This is a genomic window from Paenibacillus sp. S-38, assembly GCF_049942825.1.
GTDB lineage: Bacteria > Bacillota > Bacilli > Paenibacillales > NBRC-103111 > Paenibacillus_G.
The window spans coordinates 3,015,615-3,037,785 of record NZ_CP187970.1; the positions used below are offsets into that span (position 1 = coordinate 3,015,615).

The following is a 22,171-nucleotide window of genomic DNA, read 5'->3' on the forward strand; positions in this document are numbered from 1 at the left end:
GAGCTGAATAGCGTATGCGCAGAGGAGGGAGTGTTATGAAGGGACAGCGAGAGATCATCGTGGAGCGGGCGGTCCGGGAAATCCGGGACGGGATGTATGTGAATCTCGGTATCGGGATGCCTACACTGGTGGCGGGAGCCATTCCCGAAGGGATGAACGTCATGCTGCAGTCGGAGAACGGGCTGCTCGGCATTGGGCCTTACCCGTATGAGGGAGAGGAAGATCCGGATCTGATCAACGCAGGCAAAGAAACCGTGACGGCGGTACGCGGCGCCTCATTCTTCGACAGTGCGGAGTCGTTCGCGATGATCCGCGGCGGGCATATTGACCTTGCGATTCTCGGCGGCATGGAGGTTGCGGAGAATGGGGACCTTGCCAACTGGATGATCCCCGGCGTGATGGTGAAGGGGATGGGCGGCGCCATGGATCTCGTCAGCGGGGCGAAGCGGATCGTCGTCGTCATGGAGCATGTGAACAAGCACGGGCAGAGCAAGGTTCGAAAAGCCTGCACGCTTCCGCTCACCGGCGCCGGCGTTGTGAACCGGCTGATCACCGATCTGGCGGTGTTTGACTTCACGCCGGCGGGAATGGTTCTTGTCGAGCTGCAGCCGGGTGTCCGGCTGGACGAGGTCAGGCAGCGGACGGAGGCATCTTACACCGTGTCGGCCGGGCTGCTGGACGGCGAAATGGCAGGCAAAGGGGGAGCGGCAGGATGAGCGTGGATCGGGAAGCCGTCATTGTCAGCGGGGTGCGGACCGCGATCGGGAGCTTTCATGGCTCTCTGGCCGGGATTACCGCGCCGGAGCTCGGCAGCATCGTGATTCGGGAGGCCCTGCAGCGGGCCGGGATGAGTGAAGAGCAAGTGGACGAGGTCATCCTAGGCAACGTGTTGCAGGCGGGGCTCGGCCAAAATCCGGCCCGGCAGGCCTGGCTGAAGGCGGGCTTCGGTGTCTCGGTGCCGGCGATGACCGTCAACAAGGTGTGCGGCTCGGGGCTCAAAGCCGTCATGCTGGCGGCGCAGGCCGTACTTCTCGGCGACGCGGATGTCGTCGTGGCCGGCGGTACCGAGAACATGAGCCGCGCTCCTTACCTGCTGCCGGGCGCGAGGGACGGCCTGCGCCTGGGCGATGCGGCACTCGTCGACTCGCTCGTCCGCGACGGCCTGTGGTGCGCTTCCTGCGATATTCACATGGGCCTCACGGCCGAGAATATCGCGGAGCGGTACGGGCTGACGCGGGAGGAGCAGGACGCCTTCGCGGCGGAGAGTCAGCGGCGGGCTGCGGAGGCTGCGGCAGAGGGACGGCTGCGCGCCGAAATCGTGCCGGTGCCCGTGCCGCAGCGCAAGGGGCCGCCCGTACTCTTCGAGGCTGACGAGCACCCGCGGGCCGGCACGACGGCAGAGGCGCTCGCCCGGCTGCGCCCGGCGTTCCGCGAGGGCGGCACCGTCACGGCCGGCAACGCTTCGGGCATCAACGACGGAGCGGCGGCGCTCGTCGTGATGTCCGCGGGGCGGGCGCGGGAGCTCGGCGCGAAGCCGCTGGCGCGGATCCGGGGCTATGCGCAGGCGGCGCTCGATCCGGCCGTGATGGGCCTCGGGCCCGTCGACGCCGTGCGCCGGCTCGTGCAGAAGACGGGCGTCGCGCTCGGCGAGGTCGATCTTTTTGAACTCAATGAAGCATTCGCCGCCCAGTCACTGGCCGTCATTCGAGAGCTCGGCGTGCCGGCGGACCGCGTGAACGTCAACGGCGGTGCCATTGCTCTCGGCCACCCGATCGGCGCGAGCGGAGCGCGTGTGCTCGTCACGCTGCTGCACGAGCTTGGCCGGCGGCAGGCGCGCTACGGCATCGCGGCGCTGTGTATAGGCGGCGGCCAAGGGGTGGCGATGCTCGTGGAACGGGCGGAATGAAGGGCGGCCGAAGGTGGGGTTCCGTGCGTGAGGCTCGAGGGGCAGGGATGGAAAGTCCGCGGATAGAGGGCTGAAGGCGTGAGTAAGGGCAGGTGTGGCGTGGTGGAGATTGGCTGAAAAGATGGGAAAGTCTCCGCCCAAGCTCCGCAGGCCCCCACCTGACTTGTACGGTTCGAAAGCGGTCAGGAGCAGCCCGAAGCTGAGAAGGTACTATCATTGCGAATAGATGAGGTTCAAGCAAGAGAAGCTTCTGGTGCTAGGCGGAGCGCGAGGGAACAACTCGATGGGCCTGTTTATTTGGCACTTAGACCGTTCATTTTCATCCATCCCGAGAGGCGCATGTCAGTGGAGACCGCTTGCCGAGAAGACGTTCCTGTTTTGCGTCGAAGAGGTGCCGGCAGGGCAGCAGTAAAGAAGCACCCGATTTCGCGGTAACGTGGGATGGGTGCTTTTTGGGCTGCCCAGAAATCGGGTGAGGGCTGAATGCGGGCATCACCGATGAGTCCCCGCGGCGGAAGCTGCAGCCTTAAGGATCACCTGTCGCCGCCGGTTGAGGATCGTGCCGTCAGCCTGTTGCCGTCTTCAGGCTCCCCTGCCCGCAGATCCTTCGCGCCCCAGCAGCTGCCACATTCTGCTTCCGTATCCAGCAGTCTCATCAAGCAGCTCCACATTCTGCTTCCGCAACCAGCAGTCGCATCCTGCGGTCGTACCTGGGGCCGCGGACAGGCGGAAGTCAGGATCCGCCTATTTCAACCCGGCTTTCCTTTTTGCAGACACCCCCCTCCCTCAAAAAGTCACACATCCCCCACGGAATGTTCACAACTGTTTTGGGAGGAATGTAATATACTGGAATGGTAAGCTTCACAGACGACACCTGAGATCCTGCCGGATGGATATCAACTTGAAGGAAGGGATTCCATGAGTTTGGACACCGGATTGGACATGAGTTCGCCCGAATTCAAGAACCGTGCTTATGCGCTGTATGACCGCTGGAGAGTGGAGGAGCCGGTCTACTCGATGGGGGCGCCCGGAGGAATGCAGGCTTGGCTGATTACCCGGTATGACGATGCCGTGGAGGCGCTGAAGAATGAGGAGCGGTTTACGAAAAACAGCCGGACGGTGAGGGGGGAGGGCGAGGCGTCTCTTTTACCGGATAAAGTTTTCACGCTTCTCTCCAACAATCTGTTGGGAGCCGATCCGCCGGATCACACACGGCTGAGATCCATCGTATCGAAGGCGTTCACACCGGGCGTCGCGGAGAATCTCCGGGGACAGATTGAAGAGATTACCGGACGCCTCATCGGGGAGCTCCGCCAAAAAGGAGGAGGCGACCTCATCGACGAGTTTGCCTTTCCCCTTCCGATCTATGTCATCTGCCAGATGCTTGGGATTCCGCCGGAAGATCATGCCCTGTTCCGGAAGTGGTCTGACGACTTCATCGCTGCGGCGACGGATATCGAGAAGGTAAAGGCGGTACAGCCCTCGCTCGAGGCCTTCGCTTCCTATATCGACGGGCTGATCGAAGAACGGAGAGCGAAGCCGAAGGACGACCTGATCACGGAGCTGATCCGCGTGCAGGAGAACGGGGACCGGCTGACGCGTGAAGAGCTGGCATCGACCATCTTCCTGCTTATCGTGGCCGGCCACGAGACGACGGTCAACCTGATCGGCAACGGCACGTTCGCGCTGCTCGAGCACCCGGACCAGCTTGCGCTGTGGCGCGGAAACCGGGAGCTCGATTCGTCCGCTGTCGAGGAGCTGCTGCGCTTCTATGGGCCGGTGGAGATCACGACGAACCGCTGGGTCCGCGAGCCGTTCGAATGGCATGGCAAGCAGCTGCAGCGCGGCGACCTGCTCTTCGTCTCGCTCGCATCCGCCAACCGTGATCCTTCCCAGTTCGAGGAGCCGGCGCGGCTGGATCTCACCCGCAAAAAGAACCGCCATCTAGCGTTCGGAAGCGGCATCCATTTCTGCCTAGGTGCGCCATTGGCGCGGCTGGAAGGCAGCATCGCCATCTCCACGCTGATCCGCGAGCTGCCGAACCTGGGCTTCGCCGTGCCGCGCGAGGAGATCAACTGGCGTCACGGCCGCCTGATGCGCGGGCTGCAAAGTCTTCCTGTGCTGGTCTGATAAGCAGCAAGGTGTGCCAGTCAGCTGCCGGCATGAAGGTGGGGGCCTGCGCTCCGAACGCGGAAAATCCGTCTTCGGAGCGGCAAATGCAGCGAAAGAGGCGGTGTAACGCGGAGAATCCGTGTTAGCGGCGCAGAAGCGAGCTCTCACCAGCTGTTTCGCTCGGCCGAAGACGGAAAATCCGTCTTCGGCGCGGCAAATGCAGCGAAACAGCCGGCGTAAAACGGAAAATCCGTGTTATCGGCGCAGTAACGAGCACTAACCAGCTGTATCGTTCCGCCGAACGCGGAAAATCCGTCTTCGGAGCGGCAATTGCAGCGAAGCAGCCGGCGTAAGGCGGAAAATCCGTGTTAGCGGAGCAGAAGCGAGCCCTCAACCGCTGTTTCGTTCCACCGAACGCGGAAAATCCGTCTTCGGAGCGGCAAATGCAGCGAAACAGCCGCGTAAGGCGGAAAATCCGTGTTAGCGGCGCCGTAACGAGCATCATCCAACTTAATTCTTGCGTGTTGGAGTGCTTCTCCTTTACCGCAGCACCACGCCGAGCGAACCCATCACACCTTCGCAAAGCCTCTACCCTAGGCTGCCTCTTTCAATCGCTCCCTCACGCGAAGGTCAGCATCCACCCCGCGAACGACCCCATCGGCATCCCCGCCGCCCCGGCTGCCATCCCACGTAACTTCTCCCGCCAATAGCAAGCCCCCTGCCGACTCCGGCAGAGGGCTTGCTTCTTTGTACGCCCAGCATGGGCGCCATCTCTAGGGTGAGAGTCCCGAACGGGGGCTGGCGAGCGCCTACCGTTAGCCAAGGGCAAGGGTGTCGGCCGTGAGGCGGAATCTGAAGGAAGCCGGAGGCAAATGCACGGGCCAAGGTACACGAACCTAATTTGAGGCAGTGTCAGTCGGATGAGTCTCCAAGACAAGACGAAATCCAAAGCCGCCAAGGGCTGATGCTGTAAACTTAGGTGGTCGCGGGCAGACAGATGGCGTTCTTATCTGGGGAGGCCTGCGGATACGCGAAGTGACTTCGTAACCGCGGCTGAGAAGCCGCGCTGAATCCGCAGGAGTCAGCAGAGGCCATAGTACGCGAGTACGGGACGCCGGAAAGCGGAAGGGCTGAACCGAAAGGAGAGAGGAAACCGGTGCGTTCGCGTGAAGAGCAGAGACAGCAGAATATCCCGCAAGGGAGCTCGCGGCAGAGAGAAGCGGTGAAGCCGCCAGGGTATGCCGGAGCGCCGAGTTCTTCGCCGGCACAAGCCGACCTTTTCTCTCGCAAAGACCAGAGCAGGCTGCTGGAGAAGATGCTCGAAGGGCACAACCTTCGGCTCGCCTACAAGCGAGTGGTACAGAACGGAGGAGCGCCCGGAGTGGATGGTGTAACGGTAGCCGAGCTACAAGCTTACCTGAAAACCCACTGGGAACAGGTGAAAGCCAACCTCCTGACGGGAAGCTACAGACCCGCGCCAGTCAAACGGGTGGAAATCCCCAAACCCGGAAGCGGTGTACGGCTGCTTGGCATCCCGACCGTAATGGACCGTTTTCTCCAGCAGGCGCTTCTGCAAGTGATGAATCCGATTTTTGATGCACATTTCTCGGGGTACAGCTACGGTTTCCGCCCGGGAAGACGGGCGCATGACGCCGTAAAGCAGGCACAAAGTTATATCCAAAGCGGCCTCAGATGGGTCGTGGATATGGATCTGGAGAAATTCTTTGACCGGGTGAACCATGACATGCTCATGGCGAGAGTAGCACGGAAGGTGGAGGACAAGCGTGTCCTGAAGCTCATCCGCTCCTATTTGAACGCCGGAGTCATGTCGCATGGAGCGTTGGAGCGCACACCGGAAGGCACGCCGCAGGGCGGTCCGCTCAGTCCGCTTCTGGCGAACATCCTGCTGGACGATCTGGACAAGGAACTGACAAGACGGGGACTGCGGTTTGTCCGCTATGCGGACGACTGCAACATCTTTGTCTCCAGCAAGCGAGCAGGGGAGCGCGTGATGGAATCGGTGATTCGCTTTGTGGAAGGAAAGCTGAAACTGAAAGTGAACCGGGATAAAAGTGCAGTGGACCGGCCATGGAACCGCAAATTCCTAGGCTTTAGTTTCCTGTCGAACAAACAGGCGACGATTCGGCTGGCTCCTAAGACAATTTCGCGATTCAAAGAGAAAGTCCGGGAACTGACGAACCGAACCAAGCCTGTACCGATGGAGGAACGCATCCGGCGCCTGAACCAGTACATGCTGGGCTGGCTAGGTTATTTTCGCCTAGCCTCGGCGAAGACGCACTGCCAAGCCTTTGACAAGTGGATTCGGAGAAGACTCCGCATGTGTCTATGGAAACAGTGGAAACGGGTGAAGACACGCATTCGCGAACTACGTGCGCTCGGCGTTCCGAACTGGGCTGCCTATATGTTGGCAAACTCCCGCCGAGGTCCGTGGGAAATGTCCCGTAGCACAAACAATGCCCTCCCGACTTCCTACTGGGAAGCGAAAGGGCTTAAAAGTTTGCTTTCTCGTTACTCGGAACTTTGTTAACCTTTTGGAACCGCCGTATGCGGACCCGCATGTACGGTGGTGTGAGAGGACGGAGGCTAGCCGCCTCCTCCTACTCGATTTTATTTATGGTTAAAGTGGATCCAAGCCGCACGCAGATTCATGAATACAGTGGTGTGGGGGATTGCGCCTCTCAATGCGCCGGGAAGAACGTCATCTGCACCAGGAAAATCACCCCGAACACGTACAGCAGCGGATGGACGCTGCGGCCCTTGCCGGTTACGAGCTTGAGCAGCGGGTAGGTGATGAACCCGATGGCGATGCCGGTGGCGATGCTTGAGGTGAGCGGCATGGCGATCAGGATCGCGAAGGCGGGGAATGCCTCATCGAACGTCCCCCACTCGATCTTCGCCAGGCCTTCCATCATAAAGCAGCCGACGATGATAAGCACCGGCGCGGTGATTGCGGACAGGGAAGAGAGAGCCTCAACCACCGGCGCGAAGAACAGTGAGAGCAGGAACAGCACGGCGACGGTCAGCGACGTCAGTCCGGTCCGGCCGCCTGCGGCGACACCGGCCGAAGACTCGACGTAGGCGCTCGACGGGGAGGTGCCGAGCAGCGAGCCGGCGACCGTGGCGACGGCGTCGGCCATCAGCGCCTGCTTGGCCCGCGGGAACACGCCGCCGCGGAGCAGGCCGGCCTGCTCGGCCACGCCGATCATCGTGCCGGTCGTATCGAAGATCGTGACGAGCAGGAAGGCGAACACGACCGTGTACAGCCCGCCGGAGAACACACCGGCGACATCCAGGTCGAAGAGCACCGGCGCAGTCGGAAGCGCGGCGATGCCCTTGAACTTCAGCAGGCCGAGCGCATAGCCCGCAGCCGCCGTCACCGCCATGCCGATGAACAGTGCTGCCCTCACCCTCCGGGCCATAAGCACGAGGGTGAGCAGCAGACCGAAGATCGTGAGCAGCGTGCCCGGCTGGCTCAGGTCGCCGAGGGCCACGAGAGTCGACGGCGAGGCGGTGACGATGCCAGACATCCGCAGCCCGATGAAGGCGATGAAGAGACCGATGCCCGCCGTGATACCGTATTTGATGGAGGCGGGGATCGAAGCGATCAGCGTCTCGCGGAGCTTCGTAAAGCTCAAGAGCAGGAACAGGACGCCGGCGAGGAATACGGTCCCAAGCACGGCTTGATACGTGACGCCCTGGGAGGCGACGACAGAGGTGAAATAAGCGTTCATGCCCATGCCGGGCGCGACCGCGATCGGATGATTGGCGAAGAGGGCCATGTACAGGGTGCCGATGACGGCTGCACAGACCGTTGCCGTAAAGACCTGGCCGAACGGAATGCCCGAGGCGGACAGAATGGCCGGGTTGACGATGACGATGTACACCATCGTCAGGAAGGTTGTAAGGCCCGCCGTCACTTCGGTACGGATGGCGGTTTGTCTCTCTTTCAGTTGAAACCACTGGGCTAGCATGTGTAGGTCGTCTCCTCTCGGTAAGGAACACCTGTGCGGGCGGCGCAGGCTCGGAACGCACAAAAAAACCGGCCGCAAACGGACAGGTACACTTCACCTGCCCGTTCGTAGCCGGAGATTTACGGTCTCCTGTAGAGACCCCCGGCCCATATTGCCGGGGATATACGAAAGGTTGTCCCTTACGTATAGTAGGAGAAATCAGCAACGATGTCAACGTTATTTTATTCTAATGTTCGTTTTTATGTATCCAGGCCATTCGACGAGTGTCTGCTAGAGGTGTATTTCTTGTGAAATCCGAACAAAACGCATCGACCCCTGGTTATACCCTGAGCAAAAGCAGAATGATCGACGTCAGCCCGAAGCATACATTGAGCAGGCAGAGCACCATGACGACCTGCTTCTGGTTCAGCCCGCTTCGCAGCAGCCTGTAGTGCGCCTGGGAAGCGTCGGCCATGTAGATCGGCTTCCCGCTGCGCCAGCGCTTGAAGACGACGAACAGATTATCGAAGATCGGCACGCCGAGCGCGAGTATGGGAATGAGCAGCGACAGCACAGTCGCCTGCTTGAACGCGCCGTCGAGCGCAATGACACCGAGCAGGAAGCCGAGCAGGGTGGCGCCGGCGTCGCCCATGAATACCCGGGCCGGAGGCTTGTTGTAGCGCAGGTAAGCGAGCGACGCGCCGACGAGGATGATGGCGAGGATCGCGGAATCCTCCTGTCCCTTGGCCGCTGCGACGACGAACAGCGTGCCGGCCGAGATGGCGGAGATGCCGCCGGCGAGACCATCCATGCCGTCGGTGAAGTTGATCACCGTCGTGACGCCGAAGATCCAGAGCACCGTGAGCAGGAACTGCAGCCAGTCCCACAGGATCAAGTCCTGCCCGGTCAGCGGGTTGTTGAAGCCGTAGAAGACGATGCCGGATTTGTATACGATGACGGCGGCGCCCATCTGGACGAGCATTTTGGGCCAGGCGGCGAGCTCTTTGCCCCGGGTTTTATACCAGTCATCCAGGGTGCCGATCCCGAGAATGAGCAGCGAGCCGGCCAGAATGGCCGACGTCTGGGTCCTGTCATCCTCCGCGAAGAGCAGGTACGTGCAGGCGAAGCCGGCGAAGATCGCGAGCGCCGCCATCATGGGGATGGGCTCCCGGTGAATTTTGCGCTCCTGATCGGGTCTCGGCTTGTCCACAAAATCGATCCGGAACGCCCAGCGGCGCAGCGGGGGAATAAGAACGAGAACGATGATGAACGACATAACAAAAGCGGCCGCGTACGAGTACAGGTACAAGATACATATCCCTCCAGGATCCGCCATTTTTTGCGTGGCAATGATTAACAATTATACCACAGCCGCCGGCCGGAAACACAAACGCCCTCCTGTTATCAGGAAGGCATCAGAATAACAAAAAGCACCGGGGGGCAGGAGGGTGCCGCTCACGGTGCTGCTATTCCGCTTTTATGCGAATCATCCGATCAGCGCTCGCCCTTGCGGTATTCCAGAGGCGTCATGCGGGCGAGCTTCTTGAAGGTGCGTCCGAAGTGCGCAATATTCTCGAATCCTGTCAATTCGGCGATCTCAATGATCTTCTTATTCGACTCTTTCAGCAGCCGCTGGGCTTCCCGGATCCGCGTAGTGTTCACATACTCGACGAAGGTAAAGCCCGTCACTTCCTTGAAGGCGCGGCTGAGGTAGTAGGGGCTCATGTAGAACTGCTCGGACAGCCCGGTCAGCGTCATGGGTTCCGGGTAATTCGCGTTGATGTGGCGCACAATCTCGGAGATTTTCTTGTGGACCGGGCTCTGGTGCTCGATCGCCGTGGTTTCGGCCCTCTCCGAATAGCGCCCCGAGAAGAGCAGCAGCTCCAGCAGCAGCAGCTTGACATACGTTTCATAGCCAGTCGCGCGCTCCTTGATCTCCTTGGCCATCTTCTGCAGGATGTTCTGCACAAAGATCTGGTCGGGCAGCTTCAGGCTGAACACGCGCGAGGAGCTCTGGAACGCCGCCAGCATGGCCGGATGGGAGAGAGGATGCTCCTGGCCGCCGCCGATGAACCGGTCGCTGAAGTTGATGACGACGCGCTCATGGCCCGGCAGGCCCACGTCCGACGTCTTGTGCACCTGGTGCTTCCCGATGAAGACGAGGTCGCCGGGCGAGATGAGAAAGGTGCGGTCCTTGATAAAATAGGCGCGCTGGCCCGACAGCTGATAATAAATCTCATAGGTGCCGTGCCAGTGGTTCGTGCGGGCGAACGGCTCGGTCCGGCGGACGTGCTCGATATGAAAGTCGCCTTCTTCCTCTCCATAATGAAGCGTTACCGTTTCGCTCACGGTGTTCATCTCCGTTCCAGGATGCTTTCGCAAAATATGCATAGGTATATGTTAAAATAGCAAAATAAACGGAGAATGTAAACCATTATTGCGTTAAGATGAGATTGTGGATTTGAAGGAAAAAGACCTAGGGATATACAAGGAGGCTCACGTTCATGAGCAAATGGGGAACAATCGCCGAAGCGCTGCGCGCCGGCACAGTGGCAAACGTTAATGCAGAGGGCATCAAAGTGTATGCGCAATCATTGACTGAGAACGAAACGACGAAACTGGTGATGGTCAAGGACACGGCTGCCCATACCAAATATATCGTTGCCGCCGGCGAAGGCGCGCTGTATGACGAGCTTCAGGGTGAAGTGCAGGACGGCGTCAAGCTCTCCCCGCTGACTCATGAGAACCGCCTCGTGCTTAACAAATACTTCGATTATACGGTGCCCCGCGCATTCGGCACGCAGATCGCGACGATCGGTCTCGGCGACCGCCTCGGCATCGCTTCTCCGGGCCACATCAAGACGGTCCGCGGCCGCAACATCCGTCCGATCCTGGCCCAGCAGTCCATCCGCGAGCTGGCGCTGACCGGCCGCGATTACAAGCAGGTTGTCGACGCCGCTTGCTTCGCCGTATTCCAGGAAGGCTACAAGGACGGCTTCGGCGCGGACGGCGACCACCTCAAGGTGGAAGCGGACATCGAGCTCGCACTCGGTCTCGGCTTCACGATGCTGACCCTGGACTGCTCCGAGAAGATTGACAACGACGTGGAAGGTACGTCCGCTGAAGCTCAGGCAGCCAAATATGCGGCTCTGCCTGCCGAAGTACGCGAGCACTACGAGAACCGTTACCTGAACCAGACGTTCCAGGTGGCCGGCGGCGAGATCACTTTCGACCGCGAGACGCTGATCAAGAACGTGCTGATCTATGCGGCGGCCGTAGACTTCATGGAGCATATCTACAACACATATATCACCAAGGCGGACCGCGAGATCGACTTCGAAATCTCCATCGACGAGACGATGACGCCGACCGCACCGGAATCCCATTTCTTCGTGGCGAAGGAACTGTACAGCCGCGGACTGACGATCTACAGCATGGCGCCGCGCTTCATCGGCGAGTTCCAGAAGGGCATCGACTACATAGGCGACATCGCGCAGTTCGAGAAAGAACTGGCCGTGCATGCCGGCATCGCCGACGACTTCGGCTACAAGCTCAGCATCCACTCCGGCAGCGACAAGTTCAGCGTATTCCCGCTGATCGGCCAGTACACGAAGGGCCGTTTCCACGTGAAGACGGCAGGCACGAACTGGCTCGAAGCGGTTCGCACGGTAGCCAAGGTGAACCCTTCCCTGTACCGCGCTATGCACGCTTATGCGCTGGAGCATTTTGAAGAAGCAACAGCTTACTACCATGTAACTACCGACCTGAGCAAGATTGCACCGCTCGATGGCGTGGCTGATGCCGACCTGGCCGATACGTACATGAACGAAGACAATGCCCGTCAGCTGATCCACATCACGTACGGCATTCTGCTTCAAGCAAAGAACGAGCAGGGCGGCAGCCTGTTCCGCGACGATTTCTACCGCACGCTGAGCGAGCAGGAAGAAGCTTACGAGGAGTCCCTGCGCAGCCACATCGGCAAGCACCTGGATCTGCTCGGCAAGTAAGCTTGGCGTGAGCCGGTGTGCATGAAAGGGGGAGGCTCCATGCCGATCCGGACCAAGGAAGCGCTGCGGGAGCTTGTGCGGAAGACGGTCCAGGCGGTACCGGTCACCGACGTCTTCACGGGACTGTACCCGGAAGCGTTCGGGAGCCTGATGCGGTGGGGCATCGATGAGCTGCTGACCTCCCGTCCGCTCTTGGAGGAGACGTACATCTTCCATCCGGGTCCCCCGCTAGAGGACCTGCTGGCGATGCCGAAGCCGGAAGCGGCAGAGCTTGTCTGGCAGACGCTCTTCATCGACCGGACGCCCCTCAGCCCGGGGTGCCGGGAAGTCGTCGCCGTGCTACACGCGCTGGGAGGGGACGGAAGGCACAAGGAGCTCACCGCGTGGAGGGAGTACTTCCGCACCCTGCCGGCCCCAGATTACCTGGATCTTGTGTTCGGCAGAGCGGGCGTCACCACCGTCTGTATGCTGAGCGACCCGCTTCAAGGCATCGAAGGTGAAGTGTGGAACCGTCTTTACGGCCTGGACCCGCGCTTCAATCCCGTGCTCTCCGTCGATCTCCTGCTGTGTGATTGGAAGACAGCCTGTGCCCGCCTCCGGGAGAAGGATTACGGAGTGGAGGAGAAGCTCTCCGCGGCGAGCTTGGATGCCGTGCGCTCCTATCTGAGGTATTCGACCGTCAGGCTAGATCCGCTTTATCTGGCGGCGTCACTACCGGACGGGTTCTCCCCCGGCCGTGCGTCCGATGCGGACCGCCTGTTGCGGGAAGCCGTCCTGCCGGTTGCCGCTGAAGCGGGAATTCCGCTCGGCATCCGGTTGGGAGCCTCGGGTCTGAGGCGAAGAGGGATGGCTCCTGCGCCACAGGAAAGAGAAGCCGGCCCTGCGGCCGGCTTTTCTGCCCTGCTCGAGCTCTGCAGGCAGCATCCCGGGCAGAAGTTCATTGCGCTGGCTTCCGGCGCTGAGCTCACCCCGCCCGAGCTGGCAGCCGCACGCAGGATGCCGAACCTGCACCTGGCCGGCTGCGCGGCAGCCGGGACTCCAGACCGCAGCGCGGCCGGAAGGCTGCAGGGGGGCCTGGACGTGCTCGGCCTGTCCATGACGCCGCTGTACTCGGAAGCCGGCGCGGTCGACCTGCTGCTGCCGGCCTGGGAGCAGGGACGGTCCCTGATCGGGTCCGCGCTCTCCGAGCGGTACCTTGCTCTGGCGGATGCCGGGTGGAGCATCACCGCAGAAGACGTCGAGCGAGACGCGGCGGAGCTGCTCGGAGGCGCCTTCTGGCGCTTCCTTGGCCGGCCGAACCCGGCGACGGGGCTGTAGTGTTGCCCGGATGTTGCTTAGGCGGCCTCCCGCACCTTGGGAGCTCGCAGCCTGCCGAGCACTCTCGTCAGCGGTGAGGCCGGGCGGGCCGAAGTCACGGTGGATTTTGTTTCGATATTTTATTATACTTAGCGGCAATTATTTAGCGGCTTTGTCGTCCACTAAAGGACGGCGAAGCCGTTTTGTTTTGCCGCAGCACAGCAGCCGATGAGAAGTCCGATCCGGGATTGATCGTTCCGGCAAGACAGGGAAGATGCTTCAGAGGGGATGCAGAGCGGAGGCCGGAGGGTAAAAAGGTACAAGCGCCCCTGCCAAGGTTCATTCCACTGCGGCTGTGGTTACTATATAAAGCCGCAGGGCATGCCGGGCCCAACTAAGGAATGTAGGAGGTCATTGAATGACACAGCATTTTGCCGCCATGCCCCTTGTATCCCATGTCACCGACGGCCAGCCGGGCTGGAGGCTGGTTCACTGTCCCGAATGCGGGTCGGCCTGCTGGGAGCGGCCCGACATCGCAGAGGCAAAACGGGTCATTCCGGACCTCACGGAGTGCTGTACGGAATGCGCACAAAAGGCCGGTTTCCCGCTGGACGGCACGCAGTTGGAAGGCGGCCGGTGAGCCGCCGGGCTCTTGTCTGTAACAACGTTCACATTTTCGGTGTCTCTTCTGTGAACACTTCGCGGCGGCCGTAGCCGGGCCCGTCCTCCCTGTCTTATACTGTGGGTATAGAGAAGGCCGGATCTTCAAACTACGGCTTCGACAGGGAGGTGAATCGGATATGACAATGCGTACTCCAATCGGACGGCTGCGCGTAGTGGGACTGCTGGAAGGAATCTCGTTTCTCCTGCTTCTCGGGATTGCCATGCCGCTTAAGTATATGCTGGATCTGCCGCAGATGGTCAGCGTGGTGGGGATGGCCCACGGGGTCCTGTTCGTGGCTTACCTGCTTGCGGTGGTCCACGTAACTTTCGTGCACCGCTGGTCGTTGTTTAAGGTGATCGGTGCGGTGATTGCTTCGTTCCTGCCGTTCGGCACATTCGTGCTCGATACCCGTTTGAAACGCTGGTAATTCGGGCGTTTTACGGTTGGCCGCAGCATCGTGCCGAGGAAACTTGAAGCATGTAACGGGAAGCTTTCCGGATTCGCTCAGGAGTCCGGGGGCTTTCTTTTGTTTTGCCGTCGGTTATGCTAATCTTAATAGTTGGAATTCATATCAGACAACAAGGGAGTGAACAGCGAAATGTTCTGGAGAAGAAAACCATTTCTAGTATTAACATTTCTGCTTATCGCCGGCATGCTGCTTGGGGCATGCGGTCAGAAGGCATCGAATGAAGGACAGCAGGCTGCAGGAGGTAAGGGGCAGGAAAAAGCGGCGGAGCAGGGGGAGTTCCTGATCGGCGTCATCCCGGCGCAGGGCAGCAACCAGATGAAGACCGGGGCGGACAAGCTGGCCGCGATCCTGTCGGAGAAGCTCGGCCGCAAGGTGCGGGCGGAAGTGTATCCCGACTATAACGGGGTCGTCGAAGCGATGGGCGCGGGCAAAGCGGACATGGCCTACCTCGGGCCGCTGACCTATGTGGAAGCGCATGAGCGCTACAACGTCAAAGCGGTCGTAACGCAGCTCATCAACGGCAAGCCGTTCTACTACGCCTACATGATCGCGCCGTCCGACTCGCCTTATGCGACGCTGGATGATGTCGTCAAGGACTCGAAGAACGTTCGCTTTGCCTTCGGGGACATCTCCTCCACCTCGGGCTCGCTGATCCCGGGCATTGCGCTGAAGAAAGCGGGCGTATTCGAAACACAGCAGAAGCACCAGTTCAAGAGCGTGACCTACACGGGAGACCACTTGGCTACCGCACTGGCCGTTCAGAACAAGACACAGGACGTTGGCGCGATCGACAGCGCGTATTTCAACCGGCTTGTGAAGGACGGGAAGGTGGACGGGACGAAGATCAAGACGATCTGGCAGTCCGAAGAGCTGTTCCAGTACCCGTGGGCGGTAACCGAGAGGACCTCGGACAAGGACATCAAGATCATTCAGGATGCGATGGTCGCCATTACCGACAAGGACATTCTGGACGCCTTCGGCGGAGCCAGCGGGTTCACGGTCGCGAAGAATGAGGATTACGCGGCGATCCGCCAGGCCGCGATCACAGACGGACGAGTGAAGCCGAAGCAGTAAGGCGGGCAGGTATAGGAAAGAGATGAGGGGCAACAATGAACAAAATACTTCTCCTCGCACTTGCCGTCCTTCTGCTGATCTGGTCGGGCCGCGGCGTCGGATTCGACATCGCGCTCTTCCGGGACCTCGGGAACACCTACCGCTTCATCACGGAGCAGTGGTTTCCCCTGGATCCCGCGGACTATGAGATCGCGCTTCAGGCGGCGGTCGAGACGCTGCAGATCTCGCTGTTCAGCATTATGATCGCCATTGGCATCGCGCTGCCGGCGAGCTTCTTCGCAGCCCGTAACTCTACACCTGCACGCTGGCTCTACGACGGTTTCCGGTTCTGCTTCAACCTGTTCCGGTCCATCCCGGAGCTGGTGCTTGCGCTTCTATTCATCCCGACGCTCGGGCTCGGCCCGCTGCCGGCGGTGGTGGCTCTCATTATTCATAACACGGGCGTGTTCGGCAAAATGATCTCGGAGACCATCGAAGCGATCGACCGCGGGCCGCAGGAGGCTCTTCAATCCGTGGGGGGCACGAGACTGCTTGTGTCCTTGTATGGGATTCTGCCGCAGATCATTCCGCTCGTGATCTCGCACTTCTTTTACCGGCTCGAGGTCGCCATCCGCACTTGTCTCATTCTCGGCGTCGTGGGAGCCGGCGGCCTCGGGCAGCTGCTTTATAATGATTTCAAACAATTTATGTACCAGAAGGTGGCCTTCGAAGTGCTGCTGATCATGGTCCTGGTGACAGGCGTCGACTATCTCGGCGCTTTCATCCGAAAGCGGGTGAGCTGAGATGGCGGCGCAGAAGAAAAACGGTCAGCAGGATCAGGGCGGACCTCCGACCCGGCCGGGTCTGGAGATCCGCGGGCTGACCAAGCAATACCCGGGCGCCAAGGAAGCCGCGCTTCAGGACATCTCGCTGACGGTCCGGCCGGGGGAATGGGTGGCGGTGCTCGGACGCAGCGGGGCTGGCAAATCCAGCCTCATCCGCTGCATCAACCGGTTGATTGAGCCCGACAGCGGGGAGATCCGCTGGGCCGGGCAGCCGGTCACCGGCGTATCCGGAAGCGAGCTGAGGCGGCTGCGCGGCGATATCGGCATGATCTTCCAGCACTACAACCTGCTGCCGCGGCTCAGTGTCCTCACCAACGTGATCGCCGGGAGATTCGCGGAGATTCCGCTGCGGCAGAGTCTGTTCGGCGTATTCTCCGGCACGTACAAGGCCCAGGCCATGGAGGCGCTGCGCAGTGTGGGCCTGGCCCATCTGGCCGGCCGCAGGGTCGAGGCGCTGAGCGGCGGCCAGCGGCAGCGCGTGGCCATTGCGCGCGTGCTGATGCAGGACCCGCAGCTGCTGCTCGGGGATGAGCCGGTATCGAGCCTCGACCCGGTGACGGCGGTGCGCGTCCTCGACTTTATCGGAACGCTGCACCGGCGGGGCATGACGGTCGTGACGAACCTGCACGATGTGCATGCGGCCCGCCGGTATGCCACCCGGATTATCGGACTGGCCCACGGGGGTATCGTGTTCGACGGTCCGCCGGGTGAGCTTGGGGAAGCCGAGCTGCAGCGGATCTATCCGCCGGATGACGATACGCTGCAGCCTTAACCCATATATTCCATCCAAACTTATTCGAAAGGATGATTCCTATGACGCTACATGAGCCAGTGAAGCTAACTTCTTACTCGACCAAAGGGGGCTGCGGCTGCAAGATCGGCCCGGCCGACCTCTCCCAGGTGATCCGCAGCCTGCCGGCGGCCGTGCCGGACCCGAACCTGCTTGTCGGCCTCGATACAAGCGACGATGCGGGCGTGTACAAGCTCAGCGACGACCTGGCGCTCGTGCAGACGGTCGACTTCTTCACACCGATTGTCGACGATCCCTATGACTTCGGCCAGGTGGCTGCGGCCAATGCGATCAGCGACATCTATGCAATGGGCGGCCGGCCGCTGACCGTGCTCAATATCGTCGCCTTCCCGATCTCGAAGCTCGACAAGCAGGTGCTGGCGGATATCCTGCGCGGCGCCGGAGACAAGGTCAAGGAAGCCGGGGCGACACTCGTCGGCGGACACTCCATCGACGACAACGAGCCGAAGTTTGGCCTGGCCGTGACGGGTCTAATCCACCCGGACAAGATCCGGGCCAACGCTGGGGCGAAGCCGGGCGACAAGCTTATCCTGACGAAGCCGATCGGCGTAGGCATTCTCACGACCTCGATCAAGCGGGACAAGCTGACGCCGGAGGAGATCAAGCGGGTGACGCAGGTTATGGCCACGCTGAACAAGACGGCGGCCGAGACCATGGAGCCGTACGAGGTGCACGCGTGCACGGACGTCACAGGCTTCGGCCTGCTGGGCCACGCCTCCGAAGTGGCCAAGGGCAGCGGGGTAGGCCTGCGTATCCGCCAGGCGGACGTGCCGGTGCTGCCGCGTGTCCGCGAACTGGCGGAGGAAGGCATCGTGCCGGGCGGCACGAAGAACAACTTCGCACACCTGCAGGGCTCGGTTACCTTCCCGGAGACACTGGACCAGGTGGGCCAGTGGATTCTGTGCGATGCCGTGACTTCCGGCGGCCTGCTCATCTCGGTAGCGGGCGACCAGGGCGACGCGCTGCTCGCGGACCTGCGCAAGGCCGGCGTTGAAGCGAGTATCATCGGCGAGGCGACGGCGGAGCATCCGGGTCATATCGTAGTGGAGTAATCTTCAGCGAAGAAGCAGGTCAGCAGGGGAAGGGGCGGATTTCCGGTGTTTCAAGATATTTCGGTAGAGGAACTGCTTGAGCTCCAGCAGAAAAGGGAGCTGACGCTCGTCGACGCCCGGTCGCCGTCCGAGTATGAGGAGTCGACGATTCCGGGCAGTCTGAACATTCCGCTGTTCGATGACGCGGAGCGGGCCGAGATCGGCACGATCTACAAGCAGGTCAGCGTCCAGGCGGCGAAGGACCGGGGGCTCGAGATCGTGTCGGCGAAGCTGCCGGCCTTCATCAAGCGCTTCGAGGCGATCGACTCGCGCAAGGCGGTGTTCTGCTGGCGCGGAGGGATGCGCAGCAAGACAACGGCGACGGTATTGTCGCTCATGGGCATCCGTGTGTACCGGCTGGCGGGCGGATTCCGTGCCTACCGCAAGTGGGTCGTGGACACGCTTGAGCACTTCGAGTTCCAGCCGCCGGCTTACGTGGTGCACGGATATACCGGAGCGGGCAAGACGGAGATTCTGCGGCGGCTCAAGGCAGAAGGGTATCCCGTGATCGACCTGGAGGGCCTGGCGGGGCACCGGGGGTCCATCTTTGGGCAGATCGGCCTCAAGGCGAACAACCAGAAGACCTTTGAGTCCCTTCTGCTGCACGAGCTGCTGGCCTACCAGCATTCGCCATATGTCCTCATGGAGGCGGAGAGCAAGCGGGTCGGGAAGGTGGTGCTCCCTGATTTTCTCGTGAAGAGCAAGGAGCAGGGCATCCAGCTCTTCATCGACATGCCGGCCGAAGAGCGGGTGAAGCACATCCTCGAGGATTACAAGCCTTGGGAGCATAAGGAAGCCTGCATCCAGGCGTTCGAGCATATCAAGCGGCGCATTCATACGCCGGTAGCAGCGGAGATTGAGGGCTGCCTGCGGGAGGGCAAGTTTGAAGGCGCGGTGCGGATGCTCCTTGAGCACTACTACGATCCGCGCTACGAGCACGCCTCGAAGCAGTATGACACGGAGCGGGTGACGCTGAAGGCCGCGAATGTGGAAGAGGCCATCGAAGCGATCAAGCAGCGCATACCGGCTCTCCAGCCCGAAGAACGGCGCTGAATACGGCACTTCCAGAACCAGGGTGCGGAGGCTTCAGGCACAAGATTCAAAGATTTTCGCTGAGCCTCTGCTCGCGAATAGGTCCCCCGGTGATCCGGCGGGACCTATTTTTGCTATGGGGTCTGTAAGAAGCGGGCAGCGGCCTGCAGCAGCAGATCCATGAGCCACAGGCACGCCGCCGCCGTGAAGGTGGAGGAGACAAGTATGTCCGCATACAGGAACAGAAAAGGATCTTGCTCCACCTTCATCAAGATTAGGAGAAGAATTCCAGCAGCAAGCAGATGGACACCAAGCCCTATGGCCTGGGAACGAAATATCCCTTTTCCCCTGGATTGGATCCAGTCCGAAGCCAAAGAGCAGGGAACGCCGAGAAGCAGAAGTCCTGTGAGAAAGTACATCAAATATACCGGATAAGGTGCATAGCCATGAAAAACCGTGAGTGCCAGCGAGAGAAGGAATGAAGTCATGCCTGCGGCCAGCAGCTTCCGTAATACAGCCGCTCTGATGTTCATGTAAAGACGGCCTCCTTGGGCGCAGGATTCGTATGCAGGCTACGTCCGGCTGCCGGTCACTCCCGCATAATGCGTCATATGCTCTTTGCCCCAGTCGTACATCATCCGGATGATCGGCAGCAGGGACGCGCCGCGGACGGTAAGCGAGTATTCCACGCGGGGCGGAACTTCCGGATAAATACGGCGGGCCACGATGCCGTCTTCCTCCAGCTCGCGCAGCTGCGCGGTGAGGACTTTGTGGGTAATCTTAGGAAAGAGGCGCTGCAGGTCACTGAACCGCAGGGAGCCTTCCTGGTCCAGGTAATACAGGATGGAGATCTTCCATTTGCCGGAGATCAGGGAGAGCGTCAGCTCCTTCTCGCAGTGGAATTCCTTGCTCTCGAGCCGTTTCTTGACTTCTTTCCTCAGGACGTCAGACACGAGGGATCCCGCCTTTCCACTAAAATTATAGGCTGTTGAAAATAGGGGGAGACTGACAGGTTGGGGGCAAGTCCGGAAGACGTTCCTGCAAGAGAATGTCTCCAAGCAGGGGACGTGCGGGCAGAGCCGGGATGGACTGCGAAGCCACGTCCCGCCCATAAGTATCCTACGGGTAACTACCGCACAAATAAGTGCATTCTTACCAAAAGCGCTTTCTTCTTTTAGAATACTTGTGAAAGCACTTTATTTCAAGAATGGAGGATCTTTCATGAGCGAATCGACGATGGCGCAGCGCAGCCGGCTGGACCTCTTCCTGCAGGGGACGAAGAAATTATTTATCGGCGGACAATTTGTGGAAGCGATTTCGGGGCGCACCTTCGATACGCCGAATCCGGCCACGGGAGAGACCCTGGCTTCCGTAAGCGAAGGGGATGCGGAGGACATCGATGCGGCGGTACGCGCTGCCCGCAGGGCTTTCGACGAAGGTCCCTGGTCCCGGATCAGTGCCGCGGAGCGGGGACGGCTGATGTACAAGCTCGCAGATCTCATCGAGGAGAACAGGGAAGAGCTCGCCAGGCTGGAGACGCTCGACAACGGCAAGCCGATCCGCGAGACACGCGGGGCCGATCTGCCTCTGGCTGTGGAGCACCTCCGTTATTATGCCGGCTGGACAACGAAGCTGATGGGACAGACGATCCCGGTCAGCGGCGATTATTTTAATTATACAAGACACGAGCCGGTCGGCGTGGTCGGCCAGATCATCCCATGGAACTTCCCGCTGCTCATGGCGATGTGGAAGATCGGTCCGGCGTTGGCCACCGGATGTACGATCGTGCTGAAGCCGGCGGAGCAGACGCCGCTGTCGGCGCTTTATCTGGCGGAGCTCATCCAGGAAGCGGGCTTCCCGGACGGCGTCGTGAACATCGTGCCGGGCTTCGGGGAGACGGCCGGTCAGGCCCTGGTGAACCATCCGCTTGTCGACAAGATCGCCTTCACCGGCTCAACGGAGGTCGGCAAGCTGATCATGCGCCAGGCGGCCGATTCCCTCAAGCGCGTGACGCTGGAGCTCGGCGGCAAGTCGCCGAACATCATTCTGCCGGACGCCGACCTCTCCCGTGCGATTCCGGGGGCGCTCAGCGGCATCATGTTCAACCAGGGACAGGTGTGCTGCGCGGGCTCACGCTTGTTCATCCAGAAGAAGGTCTACGACAATGTGATCGCCGATCTGGCGCTGCACTGCCGGAACCTGAAGCAGGGGGCGGGGCTGGAGGAAACGACGGAGATCGGACCGCTTGTTTCCTCAGAGCAGCAGAACCGGGTTCTTCGCTACATCGAGCAGGGGCAGAGCGAAGGCGCCGAGCTGGTGTACGGCGGGTCGAATCCGTACGGATCGGGATATTTCGTGGAACCGACGGTGTTCGCGGATGTCCGCGACGAGATGACGATCGCCAGGGAAGAAATCTTCGGGCCGGTTGTGGCCGCGATGCCGTATGAGGATTTGGACGATGTCCTCGCCCGTGCGAATGCGACGGACTACGGCCTGGCCGCCGGTCTGTGGACCGAGAATATCAAGAACGCGCACTACGCCGCCTCCCGCCTCAAAGCGGGTACGGTATGGGTCAACTGCTACAACGTATTCGACGCGGCCTCCCCCTTCGGCGGTTACAAGCAGTCCGGCATCGGCCGGGAGATGGGCTCGTACGCGCTAGACAACTACACGGAAGTCAAGAGTGTCTGGATTCAGCTGTAGCGGCTGCCCTGCGGAAGTCCTTCCGCAGGGGTGACGGCCGGCGTAGAAGTAACCCTCTGCCCTTGGGGCGGAGGGTTATTCGTGTTCGCAGCAAAAGGAAGCCGGCAAGCTGGAGTCTTAGGGAATGTGCCCAAGTCCCGTTATCCGATGTTTTTCCTCATAGGCAGCCGCTGAACCGCCATTCGGGCTGCTTTCGGGAGACGGACCGGCT

The 22,171-nt window shown here is 60.7% G+C and carries 19 protein-coding genes and 1 riboswitch; of the genes, 14 read left to right on the top strand and 5 right to left on the bottom strand.

Features of this window, described 5'->3' with window-relative positions; all coding sequences use genetic code 11:
• The first annotated feature begins 35 nt into the window (after positions 1-35).
• The 4 genes from ACP26L_RS13785 (at position 36) to ltrA (ending at position 6,566) form a co-directional block, all read left to right on the top strand.
• On the top strand, positions 36-716 hold the full coding sequence (locus ACP26L_RS13785) for a 3-oxoacid CoA-transferase subunit B (protein WP_426453275.1): 681 nt from the start codon (positions 36-38) through the stop codon (positions 714-716).
• The gene (locus ACP26L_RS13790) at positions 713-1,906 is read left to right on the top strand and encodes an acetyl-CoA C-acetyltransferase (RefSeq protein WP_426453277.1); all 1,194 of its coding nucleotides are present in this window, start codon (positions 713-715) and stop codon (positions 1,904-1,906) included. Before ACP26L_RS13785 ends, ACP26L_RS13790 begins: the two co-directional genes overlap by 4 nt.
• 918 nt (positions 1,907-2,824) lie before the next feature.
• On the top strand, positions 2,825-4,036 hold the full coding sequence (locus tag ACP26L_RS13795) for a cytochrome P450 family protein (protein ID WP_426453279.1): 1,212 nt from the start codon (positions 2,825-2,827) through the stop codon (positions 4,034-4,036).
• Between the two features lie 1,138 nt (positions 4,037-5,174).
• Entirely contained in the window at positions 5,175-6,566 is a 1,392-nt protein-coding gene (ltrA, locus tag ACP26L_RS13800; protein ID WP_426453280.1) for a group II intron reverse transcriptase/maturase, read from the top strand.
• A 151-nt stretch (positions 6,567-6,717) separates the two neighbouring features.
• Here ltrA and ACP26L_RS13805 read toward each other — a convergent pair whose 3' ends face one another.
• From ACP26L_RS13805 to ACP26L_RS13815, 3 genes are all read right to left on the bottom strand, one after another.
• A complete protein-coding gene (locus ACP26L_RS13805; RefSeq protein WP_426453282.1) occupies positions 6,718-8,010 on the bottom strand; it encodes an NCS2 family permease in 1,293 nt (430 codons plus the stop codon).
• Positions 8,011-8,098: 88 nt separating this feature from the next.
• Positions 8,099-8,198, bottom strand: a riboswitch (purine riboswitch).
• 131 nt (positions 8,199-8,329) lie between these two features.
• Positions 8,330-9,325 carry a glycosyltransferase family 4 protein gene (locus ACP26L_RS13810; protein ID WP_426454936.1) on the bottom strand — a complete coding sequence of 332 codons (996 nt, stop codon included), beginning with the start codon at positions 9,323-9,325 and terminating at the stop codon, positions 8,330-8,332.
• Positions 9,326-9,483: 158 nt separating this feature from the next.
• Positions 9,484-10,338, bottom strand: a complete 855-nt coding sequence (locus ACP26L_RS13815) for an AraC family transcriptional regulator (RefSeq protein WP_426453284.1) — start codon at positions 10,336-10,338, stop codon at positions 9,484-9,486.
• 155 nt (positions 10,339-10,493) lie between these two features.
• Here ACP26L_RS13815 and ACP26L_RS13820 point away from each other — a divergent pair, with 155 nt between their 5' ends.
• The 9 genes from ACP26L_RS13820 (at position 10,494) to mnmH (ending at position 19,278) form a co-directional block, all read left to right on the top strand.
• The gene (locus ACP26L_RS13820; protein WP_426453286.1) at positions 10,494-11,996 is read left to right on the top strand and encodes a tagaturonate epimerase family protein; all 1,503 of its coding nucleotides are present in this window, start codon (positions 10,494-10,496) and stop codon (positions 11,994-11,996) included.
• 39 nt (positions 11,997-12,035) lie between these two features.
• The gene (locus ACP26L_RS13825; protein WP_426453288.1) at positions 12,036-13,313 is read left to right on the top strand and encodes a hypothetical protein; all 1,278 of its coding nucleotides are present in this window, start codon (positions 12,036-12,038) and stop codon (positions 13,311-13,313) included.
• A 397-nt stretch (positions 13,314-13,710) separates the two neighbouring features.
• Positions 13,711-13,932: a hypothetical protein gene (locus tag ACP26L_RS13830; protein WP_426453289.1), complete on the top strand. Its 222-nt coding sequence runs from the start codon at positions 13,711-13,713 to the stop codon at positions 13,930-13,932.
• A 160-nt stretch (positions 13,933-14,092) separates the two neighbouring features.
• On the top strand, positions 14,093-14,383 hold the full coding sequence (locus tag ACP26L_RS13835) for a DUF3817 domain-containing protein (protein ID WP_426453290.1): 291 nt from the start codon (positions 14,093-14,095) through the stop codon (positions 14,381-14,383).
• Between the two features lie 171 nt (positions 14,384-14,554).
• Entirely contained in the window at positions 14,555-15,499 is a 945-nt protein-coding gene (phnD, locus tag ACP26L_RS13840) for a phosphate/phosphite/phosphonate ABC transporter substrate-binding protein (protein ID WP_426453292.1), read from the top strand.
• Between the two features lie 35 nt (positions 15,500-15,534).
• The gene (gene phnE / locus ACP26L_RS13845; protein ID WP_426453294.1) at positions 15,535-16,281 is read left to right on the top strand and encodes a phosphonate ABC transporter, permease protein PhnE; all 747 of its coding nucleotides are present in this window, start codon (positions 15,535-15,537) and stop codon (positions 16,279-16,281) included.
• Position 16,282: 1 nt separating this feature from the next.
• Positions 16,283-17,095: a phosphonate ABC transporter ATP-binding protein gene (phnC, locus tag ACP26L_RS13850; protein ID WP_426453295.1), complete on the top strand. Its 813-nt coding sequence runs from the start codon at positions 16,283-16,285 to the stop codon at positions 17,093-17,095.
• A 41-nt stretch (positions 17,096-17,136) separates the two neighbouring features.
• Positions 17,137-18,186 (top strand): selenide, water dikinase SelD, encoded by a 1,050-nt coding sequence (selD, locus tag ACP26L_RS13855; protein WP_426453297.1) that lies wholly within the window; start codon positions 17,137-17,139, stop codon positions 18,184-18,186.
• Between the two features lie 45 nt (positions 18,187-18,231).
• Complete coding sequence (gene mnmH, locus ACP26L_RS13860; protein ID WP_426453299.1) at positions 18,232-19,278, top strand: tRNA 2-selenouridine(34) synthase MnmH; 1,047 nt, start codon at positions 18,232-18,234, stop codon at positions 19,276-19,278.
• A 113-nt stretch (positions 19,279-19,391) separates the two neighbouring features.
• On the opposite strand, the gene ACP26L_RS13865 is transcribed toward mnmH, so the two are convergent.
• Together ACP26L_RS13865 and ACP26L_RS13870 are read right to left on the bottom strand one after the other, a co-directional pair.
• Positions 19,392-19,790 carry a hypothetical protein gene (locus tag ACP26L_RS13865; protein WP_426453301.1) on the bottom strand — a complete coding sequence of 133 codons (399 nt, stop codon included), beginning with the start codon at positions 19,788-19,790 and terminating at the stop codon, positions 19,392-19,394.
• Between the two features lie 39 nt (positions 19,791-19,829).
• Entirely contained in the window at positions 19,830-20,210 is a 381-nt protein-coding gene (locus tag ACP26L_RS13870) for a winged helix-turn-helix transcriptional regulator (RefSeq protein ID WP_426453302.1), read from the bottom strand.
• A gap of 268 nt (positions 20,211-20,478) precedes the next feature.
• On the opposite strand from ACP26L_RS13870, the gene ACP26L_RS13875 reads away from it, so the two are divergent.
• Complete coding sequence (locus ACP26L_RS13875; protein WP_426453304.1) at positions 20,479-21,960, top strand: aldehyde dehydrogenase family protein; 1,482 nt, start codon at positions 20,479-20,481, stop codon at positions 21,958-21,960.
• Positions 21,961-22,171 lie beyond the last annotated feature (211 nt).